The 17,858-nt window shown below is 71.4% G+C and carries 15 protein-coding genes and 1 pseudogene; 7 read left to right on the top strand and 9 right to left on the bottom strand.

Going from position 1 to position 17,858, the window contains the following annotated elements; genetic code table 11:
- Positions 1-86: 86 nt before the first annotated feature.
- From AB0M52_RS14035 to AB0M52_RS14020, 4 genes are all read right to left on the bottom strand, one after another.
- On the bottom strand, positions 87-3,803 hold the full coding sequence (locus AB0M52_RS14035) for a DUF4082 domain-containing protein (RefSeq protein WP_363953132.1): 3,717 nt from the start codon (positions 3,801-3,803) through the stop codon (positions 87-89).
- 198 nt (positions 3,804-4,001) lie between these two features.
- Positions 4,002-4,844, bottom strand: coding sequence for a glycosyltransferase family 2 protein (locus tag AB0M52_RS14030; RefSeq protein ID WP_363953130.1), 843 nt, complete (start codon positions 4,842-4,844; stop codon positions 4,002-4,004).
- Entirely contained in the window at positions 4,841-6,229 is a 1,389-nt protein-coding gene (locus tag AB0M52_RS14025; protein ID WP_363953128.1) for an O-antigen ligase family protein, read from the bottom strand. Before AB0M52_RS14025 ends, AB0M52_RS14030 begins: the two co-directional genes overlap by 4 nt.
- Positions 6,226-7,179 (bottom strand): hypothetical protein, encoded by a 954-nt coding sequence (locus AB0M52_RS14020; protein WP_363953126.1) that lies wholly within the window; start codon positions 7,177-7,179, stop codon positions 6,226-6,228. The genes AB0M52_RS14025 and AB0M52_RS14020 overlap by 4 nt, the downstream gene beginning before the upstream one ends.
- A 356-nt stretch (positions 7,180-7,535) precedes the next feature.
- On the opposite strand from AB0M52_RS14020, the gene AB0M52_RS14015 reads away from it, so the two are divergent.
- From AB0M52_RS14015 to AB0M52_RS14005, 3 genes are read left to right on the top strand one after another with little or no spacing between them, the layout of a single operon-like run.
- A complete protein-coding gene (locus AB0M52_RS14015) occupies positions 7,536-8,846 on the top strand; it encodes a glycosyltransferase family 4 protein (protein ID WP_363953124.1) in 1,311 nt (436 codons plus the stop codon).
- Entirely contained in the window at positions 8,843-9,925 is a 1,083-nt protein-coding gene (locus tag AB0M52_RS14010) for a glycosyltransferase (RefSeq protein WP_363953122.1), read from the top strand. Before AB0M52_RS14015 ends, AB0M52_RS14010 begins: the two co-directional genes overlap by 4 nt.
- A 31-nt stretch (positions 9,926-9,956) precedes the next feature.
- On the top strand, positions 9,957-10,919 hold the full coding sequence (locus AB0M52_RS14005; protein ID WP_363953120.1) for a glycosyltransferase family 2 protein: 963 nt from the start codon (positions 9,957-9,959) through the stop codon (positions 10,917-10,919).
- Between the two features lie 31 nt (positions 10,920-10,950).
- Here AB0M52_RS14005 and AB0M52_RS14000 read toward each other — a convergent pair whose 3' ends face one another.
- Both AB0M52_RS14000 and AB0M52_RS13995 read right to left on the bottom strand, forming a co-directional pair.
- Entirely contained in the window at positions 10,951-11,616 is a 666-nt protein-coding gene (locus AB0M52_RS14000; RefSeq protein ID WP_363953118.1) for a polysaccharide deacetylase family protein, read from the bottom strand.
- Positions 11,617-11,641: 25 nt separating this feature from the next.
- On the bottom strand, positions 11,642-13,084 hold the full coding sequence (locus tag AB0M52_RS13995; RefSeq protein WP_363953116.1) for a sugar transferase: 1,443 nt from the start codon (positions 13,082-13,084) through the stop codon (positions 11,642-11,644).
- A gap of 511 nt (positions 13,085-13,595) precedes the next feature.
- Between AB0M52_RS13995 and rfbB the strand changes: the two genes are divergently transcribed.
- The 4 genes from rfbB (at position 13,596) to AB0M52_RS13975 (ending at position 16,658) form a co-directional block, all read left to right on the top strand.
- Positions 13,596-14,603 (top strand): dTDP-glucose 4,6-dehydratase, encoded by a 1,008-nt coding sequence (gene rfbB, locus AB0M52_RS13990; RefSeq protein ID WP_363953114.1) that lies wholly within the window; start codon positions 13,596-13,598, stop codon positions 14,601-14,603.
- Between the two features lie 156 nt (positions 14,604-14,759).
- Complete coding sequence (locus AB0M52_RS13985; protein WP_363953112.1) at positions 14,760-15,986, top strand: divalent metal cation transporter; 1,227 nt, start codon at positions 14,760-14,762, stop codon at positions 15,984-15,986.
- Positions 15,983-16,363: a hypothetical protein gene (locus AB0M52_RS13980; RefSeq protein WP_363953110.1), complete on the top strand. Its 381-nt coding sequence runs from the start codon at positions 15,983-15,985 to the stop codon at positions 16,361-16,363. The genes AB0M52_RS13985 and AB0M52_RS13980 overlap by 4 nt, the downstream gene beginning before the upstream one ends.
- Positions 16,350-16,658, top strand: a complete 309-nt coding sequence (locus tag AB0M52_RS13975; protein WP_363953108.1) for a PRC-barrel domain-containing protein — start codon at positions 16,350-16,352, stop codon at positions 16,656-16,658. Before AB0M52_RS13980 ends, AB0M52_RS13975 begins: the two co-directional genes overlap by 14 nt.
- 120 nt (positions 16,659-16,778) lie before the next feature.
- Here AB0M52_RS13975 and AB0M52_RS13970 read toward each other — a convergent pair whose 3' ends face one another.
- The 3 genes and pseudogenes from AB0M52_RS13970 to AB0M52_RS13960 all read right to left on the bottom strand — a co-directional run.
- Entirely contained in the window at positions 16,779-17,405 is a 627-nt protein-coding gene (locus AB0M52_RS13970; protein ID WP_363953106.1) for a GNAT family N-acetyltransferase, read from the bottom strand.
- Positions 17,402-17,563 (bottom strand): hypothetical protein, encoded by a 162-nt coding sequence (locus tag AB0M52_RS13965; RefSeq protein WP_363953104.1) that lies wholly within the window; start codon positions 17,561-17,563, stop codon positions 17,402-17,404. Before AB0M52_RS13965 ends, AB0M52_RS13970 begins: the two co-directional genes overlap by 4 nt.
- A 144-nt stretch (positions 17,564-17,707) precedes the next feature.
- Positions 17,708-17,858: pseudogene (locus AB0M52_RS13960) on the bottom strand (IS5/IS1182 family transposase); the annotation flags it as partial.

The following is a 17,858-nucleotide window of genomic DNA, read 5'->3' as shown; positions in this document are numbered from 1 at the left end:
AGGCGGGCAAGCCGCTCGCCTCCTCGCCCCGGGTGGCCAAGGTCGCGTTCACCGGCTAGGCCCGCGCCGCCCCGCATCGCCGACGGTCAGTTCGGGGCGAACACCAGGTCGACCCAGTAGTTCGCGCTCGACGACGAGGACGGGAATCCGTCTCCGGGACCGTAACGGTAGGTCGCTCCCGAAGCCGGCACGGTCAACTGCCCGACAGTACGCGAGCTGGCCAGCCCGCCGCCGGTCACCGAGTACTGCCCGACCGTGGTGTGGTACGAGATAACGTACTCGTGCCCGGCGCTCACCGGGACGACCTCCGGGAAGTACGCGGTCTGCCACCCCGAGGCGGTCTCGTCGGTGAAGGTCACGGTGCTCAGCCGGCCGCCGCCGGAGGACCAGAGCGAACCGGTGTGGGTGCCGGTGTTCCCCGGTCCCTTGTAGAACCGGACGCCGTAGACGTCCCCGTCGACGGCCGGGACGAACCGCATCCCCACCTCGACCGCGTCGTTGTCGTCCCAGCTGGCGACCGACGGGGTGTCGGTCGGGGCGAAGATCCCGTGCGCCCCGGGCGGCGGCGCGCCCGGTTGGCCCACCGGCGGGACCTCCTCGTCGGTCACGAAGAGCGGGTCCACCCAGTAGTTCGTCGATTCGTAGGACTGGTTGGGGAAGCCGCTCGCGCCGTAGCGGAACACGCCGTTGCTGCCGCCCGGCGCCACCAGCGGCCCGACCGTCCTGGTGCCGGCGAAGTAGGCGTTGTCGCCGGGGTAGAAGCCGTTGGGCGCGAAGTAGGAGGCCACGTAGTTGGTCCCGGCCACCACGTCGACCGGGCTGGAGAAGTAGGCGGTACGCCAACCCACCGCGGTCGTGCTCGGCAGGGTGGCGGTGCGCAGCGGCGTGCCGCCGGTGGTCCAGAGCGTCACCGGGTGGCTGCCGGTGTTGCCCGGCCCCTGGTAGAAGCGGATGCCGACCACCCGACCGTCGACCCGCGGCCGGAACGTCACACCCAACTCGACGGCGTTGGCGTCGTTGTGCGCCGGTGTCGCCGGGACCGCGTCCGGTGGGAAGAGGGTGTGCAGTTCGCTGTCGAGGGTGGTGAAGAACGACCAGGTGGCGGTCCCCGAGCGGCCTTCGACGTCGGCGGCGGTGACCACGGCGGTGTAGCTCGTCGCGGAGTCCAGCGGGGCCGACGGGGTGAAGGTCACCTTCTTCAGGGCGCCGTTGTAGGCGGTGGTCCCGGCGACCGGGGTGGCGCCCTTGGTCAGGGTGAAGGAGATCGTGCCGGGGTCGAGTGCCTTGGAGAAGATGGCCGAGGCCGTGCCGTCGACCGGGGCGTCGCCGGAGCCGTCCGTCGGGGTGGTGGAGGTGACCGCCGGCGGCAGGTCGGCGCTGACCGCGAAGGTGACGTCGACGTAGTAGTTGGCCGCCCCGTACGACTCGTTCGGGAAGCCGCCCGAGCCGCCGTACCGGAACAGGCCGTTGCCGTTGCCGGCGCCGGCGGCCGACCGTGGCGCGGTGAGCGGGCCGCTGGTCCAGTCGCGGGTGAAGATCCAGTTGTCGGCGGCGTAGTTGCCGCTCGGCGCGAAGTACGACGCGACGTAGCTCTGCCCCTCGGTCACCGGCACGGGCGTGTCGAAGGTGAGGGTCTGCCAGCCGGTGGCCGTCTCACCGGTGAAGGTGCCGTTGGCCAGCAGCTCGCCGGAGTTGGTCCACAGCCGGCCGAGGTGGGTGCCGGTGTTGCCGGCGCCCTTGTAGAACCGCACCCCGGTGACGTATCCGTCGGTCTGTGGGGTGAACCGGACGCCCAGTTCGACCGCGCTGGCCTCGTCCACCGCGGGCGTCGCCGGCACCCGCTGGCCGAACAGCGTGTTCGGGCCGGTGAGCTGGAACTCGCGGGTGGCGGCGGCGCCGATGTTGACGCTGTCGTCGATGGCCCGGACCCGGACCACCTGGCTGCTCAGGCCGGCGGCGTGGAAGCTGTACGACCAGGAGGTGGTGCCGGTCGCCGGGTGCCAGCTCGCACCGTCGTTGGTGGAGACCTCCACCCCGGCGACCCGTCCGCCGACGTCGCTGGCGGTGCCGGTGAGCGTCACCTGACTGCCCCGGGCCACCGTGGCGCCCGAGGCGGGCGCGGCGATGCTCACCGTCGGCGCCGTGCCGTCGGTCGACGCCGTGGCGGCCGCCAGACCGGTCATCCGGGTCGCCGGCTGGACCCCCATGTCGGCGAAGAGGTTGATGACGGCCTGCTGCATCCGGCTGTCGGTCGGGGCGGTCTGCCCGTCGTGCACCTCGTCCAGGCCCCAGGTGTACTGGACGGTGCCGGCACCGAAGACCAGGGCACCGCTGGCGGCCCGGTACAGGGTGAGGTGGTGGGTGGTGGTGCCCGGTGCCACCTTGTTGCCGAAGTCCTGCAGCACCTGCGGCACCTCGCCGATGGTGGTGGAGAGTCGGATCAGACCTGGCGGCCGGAAGCCGTTGTCCAGGTCCTCGTCGGACTCGTAGCCCACGGTGTGCGGGGAGAGCGTGGCGGTGGTGCCGGCCGACAGTGAGGTCAGGTTGGTGTTGCGCCAGAGGCGGTACTTGCCCTCCTCCGCCCGCACGGTCAGCGCCAGGTCACCGTCGTTGACCATGAACATGGTGCCCATCAGCTCGTTCTCCGGCCGGCCACCGTCCGCCGGCGGGCTGAACCGCGGATCCCGCCAGGTGCCCGTCCACTCACTCGACGGGTCGATCTTCGCGTTGGCCCAGGTCTCCTTGTAGGTGACGAGGGTGCGGTGGGCGGTGTTGGTGCCGTCCTTGCTCGGCTCCCAGCGGGTCTTCCAGTAGACCGAGTTGCCGCTGAAGAAGGCGAGGTGCGTACCGGCGTCCCGGGCCGCCTCGACGTTCGCCCGCTGGCCGCCCGACCAGTACTCGTCGTGCCCGACGGAGAGGAAGACCTTGTGGTTCTTGATCAGCTGGCCGCGCCGGTCGCTGTCCACGTTGGTGGTGTAGCTGACGTCGTACCCGTTGCGCTCCAGGAAGCGGATCATCGGGTACTCGGCGCCGAAGAGGAAGTCCCGCCGCTCCACGCTGTTGCGGGTGGCGAAGGGCCGGTTGTAGCTGACCTTGTACGCCCGGCCGATCGAGCCGCCGCCGGAGTAGAAGTCCGAGCCGCCGTACTTGTTGTAGGCGTGCCAGGTCGCGTCGGAGGTCTGGAAGAAGAGGTCGGAGGTGCTGCTGTCCTGCCGGACGACGAAGGTGATGTGGCTGTCCCCGCCGGTGTCGGTGCGCTGCAGCCGGGCGATGTAGACGCCGGAGACCGCGGTCGACGGCACGTTCCAGGAGGCGGAGACCGCCCAGTTGCCGCAGTCGAACAGCGCGGTGGCGGCGTCGGTGATGCAGTCCGGCTGGGTCTGTGGCAACGACGCCGACGGGTTGACGTCGGCGATCTTGCGGGCTCCGTTGCCGCCGTACCAGCCGAGCCGGAGGATCCCGATGGTGTACGCCGCCGCATTGGTCTTGATCTTGAAGTCGATCCGCTGGCCCGCGTTGACGCTGATGTCGGTCGCGAAGCCCTGGATCGACGGGTCACCACTGCCGTCGATGTCCCACACCGAGGCGGGGGTGCCCGACTTGCTGTTCTCACAGACGATCGGGTTGACCACCGGGTTGCAGGGATCGGCCTGGGCGACGCCGGGCAGCACGAAGGCGCCCACCGCGACCGCCACGACGAGGGCGACCACGCCCGCCAACCGGCGCCTCACCCAGCGACCGGGCACTGTGGACCAGAGCGACGCCGCACCGCGGCCGGCATACCGCCCCTGCTCTCCGTTCACGACGTGCTCCCTCGGAAGTATCCCCACACCGACCTGTACGCAACGCCATCGGGCTGCTACGGTCGGTACCGCTCGATCGACTGTCCTGAACGGCCAGTGGCGGCCGGCACTGCTGATACGCATCAGTTGCGGGGCAGCCTAGCGCCGCGCTGCCAGCCCGCGCCCTTGCGACAACGGGCAGATCTGCCGTACGACCGGTCAGGCTTTTTCACCGGCGGCCCGGCTCGAACGGTCGTGAGCCCAGGCGACCTGGCCCGTTCGCCGCGCTCGACGGGCACGCCCCTCGGCCAGGAGGGTGATCGCGACGTAGCAGACGGCGGCCGGGGACAGCCATGGGGCGCGGAGCACCACATCGGTCAGCCACGAGCTCCTGTTCGAACGGCGGACCCCGGGCAGCGTGTCGCGCAGGTCGGCGTTGCCGGCGCGGACCCGGACCAGGCGGCGGATGAGGTCACCGGCCCGCATGGGCGCCGCCACCCGCACCGCCGCCGACGTCACGACGAGCCGTTCCCGCTCGACGAAGAGCGAGTCGAGGAACAGATCGTCGGCGGTCTCGTCGGGAAACCGTCCGAACCTTGCCCGCCCCGAGCGGGACAGGGCGATCGCCCCCCGGCCGTACAGACCGTCGACGACGGCGGGCAGCCGGGAATGGATCGCGTAGTAGGCGCGTACCGCCGGCGACCGTCCGGTCAGCTCCATCCGTCGCGCCGGCACCGCGGCCAGCGCGCCCGACCGCGCCAGCTCCCGGACCAGCACGTCGATGGCGCCCTCGTCGAGCAGGACGTCGGCATCGAGGTAGACGCGCGGAAAGCCGGTCGCGGCGGCGTCCCCGGCGTTGAGGGCGGCGGCCTTGCCGGGCTCGGCCAGCTCGACGACGGTGACGCCCCGGCGCCGGGCCACCGCGGCGGTGTCGTCCGTGCAGCCGTTCGGCACGACGACCACCTGCGCCGGGTCCCCGACGGTGGCGTTGCGCAGCACGCTGTCGAGGCAACGGTCGAGGACCGCGGCCTCGTTGTGCGCGGCGATGATGATGCTGGTCAATCGATTCCCCGGACGGTCGAGGTGCGGATGATGCGGGCGGGATGGGTCAGCCGCCAGACCGCGCCGCTGAGGCCCACGAACAGCGCCAGGCTGATGGCGAAGGTGGTGTAGTAGAGCGAGTCGAAGGTCCCCCCGACGACCACGGCGACCACCTGGGCGGAGACGAGGGCCACGCACAGGTGCCGGTCCGCCTCCCGGGTCGCCCGGCGGAACGCGATCACGGCCAGCACGATGCTGACCACGTGCACCGCGAGCAGCGCGAGCACACCGATGACGCCGCCGGTCACCAGGGTGTAGAGCCACTGGTTGTCCAGGATGGTGTCGCGTACCGGGTCGGCGAGCAGCGTCCGCGGCCCCCGACCCAGCCAGGGCCGCTGCGCGAAAAAGTGCGCCACCAGCTCGTAGTCGTTCGTCCGACCCTCGATACTCGGGTCGACACCGACGTTCAGGAACATCGACTTGATCGTGCCCAGCACGCCCGGCTTGAGGAGCATGATCGCCATCACCGCGCCGACGCCCAGGAACAGGAACGTGTACCGCAACCGCCACGACCAGATGGGCACCATGACGAGCAGGGCGAGCGCGAGCGCCACGATGCCGGTCCGGGAGATCGACATCGGGTTTGCCACGGCCGCAAGCATCGCGCACACCGCGGCCAGCCGCCGATGGCTCTTACGGGACGCGAACCGGGCCGCGTGGATGCCGAACGGCACCATCATCGCCATGACCGCGCTGAACTCGATGTAGTGGACCGTGGTCCCGGCCACCCGGAACAGGCCCTCGTCCCCTCGCTGCCCGAAGCCCGCCAGGCCGCCCTTGACCTCCAGCCCGGGGAGCACCAGGTACGTCGAGACGTCGTACTTGAAGACCGCCTGGATGATGCCCACGACCGCCATGAACCCGGTGCACCAGACGGCCACCAGCAGCACCCGGTTGAGCCGGTCCCAGTTACGGATCCCGTCGGCGGCGATCAGCGCGACGCCCAGGAACTCGAACAGTTGCAGCATCGCGAAGTCCTGCGCGTTCGCCTCCTGCGTGGGCAGCCCCCGCATCAGGCCGGCCAGGTACGACAGCAGGTGGGCGACGAGGTAGACGCAGAGCACCCAGCGGATCGGCTGCGGCCCGACGAGCAGCAGCGTCGGATTGAGCCGGGCCAGGCACCACCATGCGAAGAGCAGCAACGCCACCAGCAACGCCGGCCGACCGGCGTAGGTCAGATTGGGCACGATCAGGGTGCCCGGCAGTACGTAGAGCAGGACGAGGGTGACGCCGAGCAACACCGAGACGTCCAACCGGGACCGGGAGCGGCGAATGCTGTACGTGCCCTGGGTCAGGAGCGAAGGCTCCAGGTCGACAGGGTGGTACGGCGTCGCGGTCGCGGTCACTGCCGGTCGGTCCTGCTTCCGCGCGGCCAGGCGGTGGAGTGGGGCACGGGCAGCACGATGGTCGCGTCGGAGTCGGGCGGCGCCGCCGCGGGCCGGCGTGAATCGGCGTTACCGCGGTGGACCGGGCGTTCCCCGCCGGGCTGCTCCCGTCGGGCCGGCTGCTGGCCGGCGGGCTGCCGGGCCACTCGCGGCGCGACGGCACCTGCCGCCGGAGCGGGCCGGCCCGCCGCCCCGACCACCTGGGTGGCCTCACCGTCGAAGGTTGCGGCCGGCGGTCGCGCGGCGGCGGGTTGGCCGGCGGCCTCCTCCGGGGTCGCCGACGCGGTTCCGTTGCCCGCGCGGCGACGAGTCCTGCGGCGCAGGATCGCGTCCACGCCGACGGTCACTCCCGCGGTCAGCAGCAGCCCGGCACCGAGCGCGACCACCATCACCCGCATGACCTTGGAGTTCTGGACCTCGACCTCGCTGCCGTCGTCGAGCGCGAGCGTCGTGATCAGGTCGCTCTCCGCCACCCGCAGCGAGGTCTGCCGCTCGGCGACCGCATCCTCGATCAACGTGAGCATCCGGTCGGCGGTGGCCGTGGCCTGCTCCGGGGAGTTACCCACCGCCTCGATCTCGAACAGCGGCACCCGGTCCATCGTGACGGTGACGTTGTCGGAGAGGCCCTCCTCCGCCATCTGCTTGAGCACGGACTGTCGCGTCACGTCGATCATCGTGGCGTTGCCCAGCGCCGCGTAGCCGAGGTCGAACCACTGGTTCTTGATTGGCTTCTGCCGACCGTCCGGCCCGGTGACGACCGGCGGCGGGATCAACTGGATGTGGGCCGTGGCGCTGTAGTCGGGCTTCACGACCTGACTCGCCACGCCGACCAGGACGAGGACGGCCAGCATGAGCGGCAGGGAGATATACCAGCGCCGGAAGAGCAGCTTGGTCATGTCCCAGAGGTCCACTACATCCCCTTGCCGAGGTTCAGGTGAGAAAGAAGACGCGCCGCAGGCGGCACGCCGGGACCAGCCGCTGACTTGATGCTACGGGCCCAGGCAAGTGTCACTGTGCCGGCGATGCCTTGGCAAGAAAGAGCGAACACTCGGACGAAACTTCAATCTGGGGCGAGGAATTGCATATGCTGACTTACCGATCAATCAGTCGTCGGGTTGACAGACGGCACAGTACCAACGGGGGATGTTCCGTGACCCCGTTTCCACGATGGTGACGAGGCGACCACCGGTCCTCACCGTCCACACACGGTGACGGCACGACCGGCCTTACCGGGGCGGCGGCCGACCGGTCGCCGGAGGGAGCATCGATGGCAGCAGAACGGGCGTGGGCGGACGAGCGCGCCGGAACCACCGACACCAGGACGGCACGACGGCCGCACGTCGCCATCGCGGTCGTCAACCTGCCGGCCGAACGGGACCGGCGGGTGATCCGGGAATGCCTCGCCCTGGAAAGTGCCGGCTACCGCGTCACGGTCATCTGCCCGCGCGGCCAGACGAGACTCCGCTACCTGCCCGGCAGCCGGGACACCGCGATCCGCTCCTTCCGCCAGCCCTTCGCCGGCGACGGCATCCTCTCCTTCGCCGCGGAGTTCGCCTGGGCGTTCCTCTGGGTCGCCTGGCACCTCGCCGTGCTGGTCGTACGGCACCGGGTGGTGGCGGCGCAGGTCTGCAACCCGCCGGACGTCTTCTGGCCGTTGGCCCTGGTCATGCGGGCGATCGGCCGGGGCTGGATATTCGACCACCACGATCTCAGCCCCGAGTTGTACGCCTGCAAGACCGCCGCTCCGCGACCGGCCGTCACCAGGCTGCTCACCTGGTTCGAGCGACTGTCCATGCGGTTCGCCAGCGAGGTGGTGGCCACCAACGAGTCGTACCGGCAGATCGCGCTGACCCGGGGCGGGTGTGCCCCCGAGCGGGTGACGATCGTCCGCAACGGGCCGGCCGCCGGCGAGATCGCCGCCCCGACCGACGCCGACCCCCGCACCGGCGACAAGCAGATCGTCTACGTCGGAGTGATCAACGAGCAGGATCACGTCGACCGCGCCGTCCTGGCCGCCGACCGGCTCGCCGCCCTGCGCGGCCGCGACGGCTGGGAGATGGTCATCGCCGGTGACGGCGAGTGCCTGCCCGCGCTGCGGACCATGGTCGATGAGCGGGGGCTCAGCGACGTCGTCCGGTTCACCGGGTGGCTGCAGGCCCCGGAGGTCGACGCGCTGCTGCGCGGCGCCACCCTCGGCATCCAGCCGGACATCTTCAGCGACATGACCAACCTGTCCACAATGGCCAAGACGGTCGAGTACATGGCCCGCGGCCTGCCGGTGGTCGCGGTCGACCTGCTGGAGACCCAGCGCACCGCCGGCGAGGCCGGGCGGTACGTCGCCACCGGCAGCGCGGACGAGTTCGCCAAGGCGCTGGACGAGCTGCTCGACGACGAGCGGCAGCTGGCGCAGATGCGGGCGATCGCCCGGGAACGGTTCACCTCGCTGCTGGCCTGGGAGCACCAGGCCGCCGCGTACCTGCGGGTCTGGCGCCGGGTGGTACCACTGCCGGACGGCGCGGCACCCGCGCAGGCCACCGACCGGCCGGAACCGGCCGCCTCCCCCGAGCACGCATCGTGATCGGTACGGCGAAGCGGGCCGGACGGGACTGGCTCGGGCGCCGCGGTCACGCTCGGGAACTACGCCGACGCACTCCCCCACCGTTGCGATACGACGCCGACCACTCCGGACCGGGCGTCGTCTACTACCTCACCCCGGACGACAACAAGCCCAGCGGCGGCATCCGCAACCTCTACCGCCACGTCGACCTGCTCAACGAGTCGGGGACCCCGGCCGTGGTGCTGCACTCCCGGCCGGGTTTCCGGGCCGACTGGTTCACCAACGACACCCGGGTGGCCGCCGCCGGCGACGTCACGCTCGGCCCGCCCGATCTCCTGGTGGTGCCCGAGTACTACGGTCCGGCCCTGCACCGGCTGCCCGGGCCCGCCCGGAAACTGGTGTTCAACCAGAACGCCTACCAGACCTTCGCCGAGGTGCCGCTCGGTGACACCGCGGCCGGCGCCCCGTATCGGGACTGCCCCGGCATCGAGGCGCTGGTCACGGTCTCCCGGGACAACGCCGCCCTGCTCCGCCACGCCTTCGCCGACCTCGACGTACGCCTGGCCCGGGTGGTGGTCGACGAGCAGGTCTTCCACCCGCCGGCCCGCCCGGCCGCCCGGCGGATCGGCCACATGCCCCGCCGCCGCGCCGCCGAGCAGGAGCAACTGCTGCACATCCTGCGGGCCCGCGGCACCCTGGCCGGTTGGGAACTCGTGCCGATCGACGGGCTGACCGAGACGAAGACCGCCGAGGCGCTACGCAGCTGCGCGATCTTCCTCAGCTTCAGCGAGCGCGAGGGATTCGGCCTCCCGCCGGCCGAGGCGATGGCCAGCGGCGCCTACGTCGTCGGCTTCACCGGCCTCGGCGGACGGGACTTCTTCGACCCCCGGTACTGCACCCCGGTCGCCGAGGGCGACCTGCTCGGCTACGCCATCGCCGTCGAGCAGGCGCTACGACGCTACGAGGAGGACCCGGCGGCCCTGGTGTCGGCCGGGCAGGCGGCCGCCGAACGGATCCACTCGGAGTACCACACGGACGGCCTGCGCGCCGATCTCGCCGACATCTTCCAGACGTACCGCAACCCCGCGGTGCCTGCCTGACCCGCCGATCAGCACGAGGAGCGCACCGCCCGTGACCACCGACCCGGCAGCCGGATCCGGCGACGTCGTCGCCGTCATCGTCGTCACCTACAACAGCGCAGCCGTCGTACCGGGTCTGCTGGACTCGCTCGGCCCCGGGCTCGACGGCCTGCGCTGGCACCTCACGGTGGCCGACAACGCCTCGGCGGACGGCACCGCCGACACCGTTCGGCAACTCATGCCCGCGGCGCGCGTCGTGGAAACCGGCCGCAACGGCGGCTACTCGGCCGGCATCAACGCGGCCATCGCCGCCGCGAAGCCGTTCACCGCGGTCCTCATCCTCAACCCCGACATCCGGCTCGCGCCGGGCTGCGGCCGGCTCCTGCTCGACCTGCTGCACCGCAGCGGCGACGGCATCGTGGTGCCCCTGGTGATGATGGCCGACGGCAGCCCCGAGCACACCCTGCGGCGTGAGCCCACCGTGCTGCGCGCACTCGGTGACGCGTTTCTCGGCGCCGAACGGGCCGGCCGGTTCCCGCTGCTCGGCGAGGTGGTCACCGACCCGGCCAGCTACCAGCGGGAATCGACCTCGGACTGGGCCGTCGGCTCCGCCCTGCTGGTCGGCGGCCGGTGCTGGTCGGCGTGCGCGCCGTGGGACGAGTCGTTCTTCCTCTACTCCGAGGAGACCGACTTCGCCCTGCGGGCCCGCGATGCCGGCTTCCCGACCCGGCTGGCCCCGGCCGCCCGGGCCACCCATATCGGCGGCGACTCGCGGGCGGCGCCCTGGCTGTGGCGCATGCTGACCCTCAACAAGGTGCGCCTCTACCGGCGTCGGCACGGACGGCTGGCCACCGCCGCGTACTGGGCGGCGATCCTGCTGCGCGAACTCAGCCGCGCCGCCCTCGGCAGCCCGACCAGCCGGGCGGCGGCGACGGCCCTGCTGCGCCCGGCGACGCTGCGCGAGGTGCCCGGCCCGCCCGCCGACCGGCCGACCGCGGTCGGGGCCACGGCCTGAGTCGACCGCCCGAGCGTGGGCGGCACCGGCTCTATCGCCAGCGCTTGACCAGCCCGACCGCGCTCGACCGGGCCCGGCCGAGCAGCCCCGGCCCGAAGACGATGTCGCGCAGGCTCTCGGCGGTGTCCTCGGCCCGGACGCTGTAGCGCGGCTGTAGCCACCCGCCGGGCCGCGCCGGACGCCGGTCGCTGGTGAACACCCGGGTGTAGCCGGCCGCCTTCAATCGCGACAGGACCGCCCGGTCGTACCGGCCGAGGGGGCAGGCGGCCTGGTCGACCGGCTCGCCGGTGAGCTCGGCGATCCGGTCCCGGGCGGTGTGGAACTCCTCGGTCGCCTGCTCGGGGGTCAGGCTGCGCCACGGGCGGTGCCACATGCCGTGGCTGCCCACCGGCATCCCGTGCCGGCGTAGTTCCCGGACCCCGTCGGCGTCCACGCTACCGGGCTCGCCGAGGCGCCCGGCGATGATGAAGAAGGTGGCGCTCACCTGCCGCTCGACCAGGGCCGGCAGCCCCACCTCGAGGTCCGAGGCGTTGCCGTCGTCGAAGCTGAGTCGCGCCTGCGGCCACGAGACGACCTCGTCGAGGAGTTGGTGGAACCGGTCGACGGTCACCCAGTAGCGATCCTCACCCGGCTCCAACTCCCGACGCGGCGTGCCGATCCCGTGGAACAGAATGTTGATCACGCGGTGGTCGCTCATGACTCTCCTGTGCCTGGCGTCGCGGTCAGTACGCTCCGGAGCTGCGGACGACCGCGCCCAGCGTCCGGAGCAGGATCGTGAGATCCATTGTCAACGACCAGTTCTCCACGTACGACAGGTCCAGCCGGATGGATTCCTCCCACGACAGGTCGGACCGGCCGGAGACCTGCCACAGCCCGGTGAGGCCGGGCTTGACCACCAGCCGCCGGCGCATGTCCGGCGGGTAGTTGGCGACCTCGCGGGCCAGCGGCGGCCGCGGTCCGACCAGCGACATGTCGCCCTTGACCACGTTGACGAGCTGTGGAAGCTCGTCCAGCGAGAACCGGCGCAGCCAGTGCCCGACCCGGGTCACCCGCGGGTCCTCGCGGATCTTGAACAGCCCGCCGTCGTGCTCGTTGCGGTGCAGCAGCTCGGCCAGGCGTTCCTCGGCGTCCACGTACATGGTCCGGAACTTGTAGATGACGAACAGCCGGCCGTTGCGGCCCACCCGCTCCTGCCGGAAGATCACCGGGCCACCGGCGCCCGGGGCCAGCCGCACCAGCAGGGCGATCACCAGCAGCAGCGGTGTCGCGACGATCAGCAGCAGCAGCGCCAGCACCCGATCGGAGAAGCCCTTCACCAGCCGCCGGCCGCCCTTGAGCCGAGGATGCTCGACGTGCAGCATCGGCAGCCCGTCGACCGGGCGGATGGTGGTGCGGTCACCCGCCACGTCGACGAGGTTGCTGGCGACGATCAGGTCGACGTCGTCGCGTTCCAACTGCCACGCCAACCGGCGCAGGGCGGCTCCGGCGATCTCCGGGCAGGAGAGCACGACGACGGTGTCCGCGCCGGTGCGGCTGACCGCGGTCGCCACGTCCTCGAAGGCGCCGAGGATCGGCGGCAGGGAGCCGGGGACCCGCCGTACCGCGGAGTCGGCCTGCTCGTACGGCAGGCAGGCGCCGACCACCCCGAGCCCGTGGTAGCGCTCGCGGCGCAGCCGCTTGGTCATCTCACCGACGGCGTGCTCGTGCCCGACCAGGATCACGCGGTGCAACCGGTCGCCGCCGGCCCAGGAGCGGTGCAGCCGCTGACGGACGAGGTATCGCACCACCACGGTGGCGACGATCATCAGCGGCATCGCGATGATCACGTAGCCTCTGGCGAGCCGGAAGTCGAACGCGAGCGCGACAATCGCCAACGTGGTGGTAAGGGCGAGACCGGATCGCACCACCCGGGCGTACTCGTCATTGCCGACGAAGAGATAACGCGTTTCGTACGTCCGGTTAAGAGCGAGCGCGATCAGCCAGGCGAACGGCAGAGCAATGGTGAGCCAGAGATACCCGCGGTTATACGGCTCGGTCGTTTGTGCACCGAATCGGAGACCGAGGGCGGCGACCGCCGACACCAGGCCCACCACCAGATCGAGCAGACAGAGGCCGGCGACGTAACGGGGCTGCCAGCCACTCCTCCTCGGTCCAGAGAGGTTCACCGGTGGCGGCGTCGAACCGGTAAGGACGCCCACACGTCCGGCAACCGGCGCCAATTCCACCGAATTCACGTAGCCTCCATCGCTCGTCCATCGGCGATTCGGCCGTACGGCTGACCGTCCGGCTCGAGTTGCTGCGAAAGGCAGAAACAACCGCGCCCAGCGGGGGTGTTTCCCCCGGAAGGCGCGTACGACAGCTGTCGAGGATGAGTGTGGTCCCCCCGGATCACATCGCGAGATTAGTTTGGCTTTACCCGGCCCAGATGTCAGCACACCGACAGCCGCTCATATACGACCGACTCGGCGTCGGCCGGCAATCCGCGCGGGTGCCGCACCCCACCCGTCCAGACCTGACCGGTACGACTTTCGGACGGACCGGCGACACGTGACGGTGCGTGTTGGTCAACGAAGCGCGCCGAGCCCCGCCGACGTCGGCAGTTCGGCGCCACCGTCCATGCTGGGTGTCGCCGACGCGACCGGACAGAGCGCCGCGCTCGCGTAGACTTCCCGACCCGTGAGGATTCTCGTCACCGGTGGAGCCGGGTTCATCGGATCCGAGTACGTACGCATGGTGTTGGGCGCGCCCGGCAGCACCCGACCAGGGGATCCGCCGCTCGAGCCGGCCGCGGTCACCGTGCTCGACAAGCTGACCTACTCCGGGAACCTGGCCAACCTCGCACCCGTGCGGGAGGACCCGCGCCTGCGTTTCGTGCCGGGGGACATCTGCGACGCGGCCCTGGTCGACGAGGTCGTCGCCGGTCACGACGTGATCGTGCACTTCGCCGCCGAGTCGCACGTGGACCGCTCCATCGCCGGCGCCGCCCCGTTCGTCACCACGAACGTGCTGGGCACCCAGACCCTGCTCGACGCCGCGCTGCGTCACGGCACGCACCGGTTCGTGCACGTCTCCACCGACGAGGTGTACGGGTCCATCGCCGAGGGTTCCTGGACGGAGGACTGGCCGCTGTCGCCGAACTCGCCGTACTCCTCGGCCAAGGCCGGCTCGGACCTGCTGGCGCTGGCCTACCACCGCACCCACGGCATGGACGTGGTGGTCACCCGCTGCTCCAACAACTACGGGCCGTACCAGTTCCCCGAGAAGGTCATCCCGCTGTTCGTCACCAACCTGCTCGACGGCGGCACGGTGCCGCTCTACGGCGACGGCGGCAACGTGCGGGACTGGCTGCACGTGCACGACCACTGCGTCGGGATCGCGCTGGTCCAGGAGAAGGGTCGGGCCGGCGAGGTCTACCACATCGGCGGCGGCACCGAACTGACCAACAAGGAACTGACCGCCCGGCTGCTCGACGCGTGCGGCGTCGGCTGGGACCGGGTGGTGGCGGTCCCCGACCGCAAAGGCCACGACCGCCGCTACTCCGTCGACATCACCAAGATCAGCCAGGAGTTGGGGTACGCCCCGAGCATCGACCTGGAGAGCGGCCTGGCGCAGACCGTGCGGTGGTACCGGAACAACCGGGCCTGGTGGCAGCCGCTGAAGGCGGGTGCCACGCCGGCCGGCTGAACCCGCCGGCCGGTCGCCTCCGCCGCGCGGGAGCCCGCCGGCCCGCCGTACGGGCGCACGCCGGCCCACCCGGACGGCAGATGCCGGTTTTGCTGTAGATGGCGGCTTTCGCAGCGATATCGTCGCGTCGATGGCCGAGCCCGCGACACCGCCGACGTGAGGAAGCTCCTCGCCGCCAGTCTCGGCATCCTCTCCGCGGTCGGCGGCTTCGTCGACATCGGCGACCTGGTCGCCGCCGGCCAGGCCGGCGCCCGGTTCGGCATGGCGCACACCTGGGTCCTGCTGCTCGGCGTGGTCGCGATCTGCGCGTACGCCGAGATGGCCGGACGGATCGCGGCGGTGACCGGCCGGGCGGTGTTCGACCTAATCCGGGAGCGGCTCGGCGCGCGGGTGGCGCTGCTCAACCTGATCGCGTCGTACCTGGTCACGGTGATCACGTTGGCCGCCGAGCTGGGCGGGGTGGCGCTGGCGCTGCGGCTGGCCACCGGCGTGCCGTACCTGCTCTGGGTGCCGGTCGCCGGGCTGGCGGTCTGGCTGGTGCTGTGGCGGATGCGGTTCCAGCTGATGGAGCGGGTCTTCGGGCTGGCCGGGCTGGCCCTGGTGGTCTTCGCCGTCGCCCTGTGGTGGCTGCCGACCGACTGGGCGGCGCTCGGGCGCGGCGTGGTGCTGCCGACAGAGTCCGGGCAGGGCTGGGGGGCCTACTGGTTCATCGCGGTGGCCCTGTTCGCCTCCACGGTCAGCCCGTACGAGGTCTTCTTCTTCTCCTCCGGCGGGGTGGAGGAACGCTGGAGCCCGGCCGACCTGGCCGACGCCCGGTTCAGCGTGCTGGTCGGGTTCCCGATCGGCGGGTTCCTCGCCCTGTCGCTGATCGCCACCGCGACCGTGGTGCTGCGCCCCGCCGGCGTGACCGTCTCCAGCCTCGAACAGGTCGCACACCCGGTCGTGCTGGCCTTCGGCGCGGCCGGCCTGGCGGTGGCGGCGCTGGCCTTCTTCGCGGTCACCTTCGGCGCCGCGCTGGAGACCGGGCTGTCCGCCGCGTACGCCGCCGCGCAGTACTTCGGCTGGCAGTGGGGCAAGCGGGTCAGCCCGCGCGAGGCGGCCCGGTTCCACACCGTGCTGCTGGTCAGCGTGCTACTCGGGGTGCTCCTGCTGCTCACCACGATCGACCCGGTGACGCTCACCGAATACATGCTGATCATCAGCGCGGTGGCGCTGCCGCTGACCTACCTGCCGATCCTGGTGGTGGCCAACGACCGCACGTACCTCGGCGACCGGGTCAACGGACGGGCACTCAACCTGCTCGGCGCGGTGATCCTGCTGGTCATCCTCGCGGCGTCGATCGCAGCCGTACCGCTGGCCATCGGCACGAGGATGGGAGAATGAGGATCCAGGTGAGCCGCGATCTGCTCGACCGCCAACTGGTCGACGTCGACGGACGGCTGGTCGGCAAGGTCGACGACGTGGAGTTCGCGCTCGACGCGGACGGGGTGCCGTACCTGCGGACGCTGCTCAGCGGGCCGGGCGCGCTCGGGCTGCGGGTCGGCGGCCGGCTCGGCCGGATGCTGGTACTCACCGCCGAACGGTTCGTCACCGACCGGCCGATGGCCCCGCTGCGGATCCCGTACGCGCTGGTCACGCGGGTCGACAGCGCGGTGTGGCTGCGGGTGCGGGCCGAGGACCTGGGCGCCTCTCCGGTCGAGGAATGGCTGCGCCGCAACCTGATCGACCGGATCCCGGGAGCCGGCCGTGCGGGCGGGTGAGCTTCTGGGCCGGACCGCGTACGACGAGCGGGGCCGGCGGCTGGGTCGGGTGGTGGACCTGGTGATCCGCGGCCGGCCCGGCGGCCCGCTGCGGCTGACCGACCTGGTGGTGACCCGGCACTGGTACGGCCGGCTGAGCGGCCGGTTGATCGGGCCCGAACGCCACCCGTCCGGCCCGTGGGCGATCCGTGCGGTGGCCCGGCTGCTCGGCCGCAGCACCGTGCAGGTGCCGCTGCACCGGGTCCGACTGGACCCGCCGCTGCCAGCCGGACCCGCACAGCCGCCGTCGGGCTAGCGGGCGTCTCCTGCCGATTCTGAGGTCCGCCGAACCCGGCTTCCTTGCCGTGGTTGGTCTGGCCCCGAGGGCTGCCGCGCCGTTGCGGCAGCCCTTCGAGACTTGGGTGTAGGTGGTGGTTCAGCCGGCTTCCGTGGTGAGCGGGACCGGTCGGCCGGCGCGACGCAGGGGCCACAGCTGCGGCCCGTCGGGCAGGCGCAGCGGTGTCCCGGCGTGGTAGCCCTGCCGGGTCAGGTGGTCCCGGGCTGTGGTGGTGGTGGCGATGGTGTCGATCGGGTGGCCGAGCTGGTCGGCGCGCTGGTGGTGGTGGTGGGCGAGCATCGTCCGGCCGATGCCGTGGCGGCGGGCGTCGGGGGTGACGTGCAGCCAGGCGAGCCAGTGGTGCGGGGCAACGGTGCGGTATCTGCGGATCAGGTTGTGGAGTTGCTGGAAGCGGGGTAGGGCGCGGCCGGTGAAGGTGCTCAGGTGGTAGTCCGCCAGCGGGGCGGCGCCCGGTGTGGGATGGCGGTGCCAGACAGCGACGGCCGTCATGTCGAGCGTGACGTCGACGTGTCCCCACTCCACGGCGTGGTCGATCTCCATGGCGAGCAGTCCGTGGAAGGTGTGCTGCCGTTCGGCTGGGTCGGGCACCAGCCACTGGGCGACCGGGTCGGTGGTGGTGGCGTCGGTGAGTAGCGCGGCGATGGTGGCCACGTCGCCGGCCCGCGCGGGTCGGATCGGTGGGGCGGCCACGGGGACGGTGGTCACCGGGACCGCCGGCGTGGCCTGGTGCGCGGGAACGGCGTCCGGCCGCCGCTGGTGGGGGCGCCGCGCCACATCCGCCAGATGATCGGCCCTTCGGTGGGAAGCGCGATGGTGGGGCCGGCGGTGTAGTCGTGGCGGAGGTAGAGCCCCCGGTTACGCATGTTGCTGGCCTCCAGGTAGGCCGGAATCCCGGCCTGGTCGAGACGACGGTGATGGTCGCTGAGCAGCGTTGCGCCGATGCCCCGAAACCCTGCCCTCAGCCTGAGAGGGCGTCTGATTCACGTATTTTGCGAGTGATGCCACCTTCAGATGTCTCGCCAGGTTGGGGTGGTTTCGTTGGTGACGCGTTTGGTGAGGTTGTCGATCATCGCGATGCGGATCATGCTGGCGGAGTTGTCGGGTAGGGCCTCGTAGTCGCGGGCCAGGCGGCGGTGGAGCATGATCCAGCCGAGGGTG

Source organism: Micromonospora sp. NPDC051296 (assembly GCF_040682255.1).
Taxonomy (GTDB): Bacteria; Actinomycetota; Actinomycetes; order Mycobacteriales; family Micromonosporaceae; genus Micromonospora; species Micromonospora craterilacus.
This window is presented reverse-complemented; position numbering and strand designations above follow the sequence as displayed.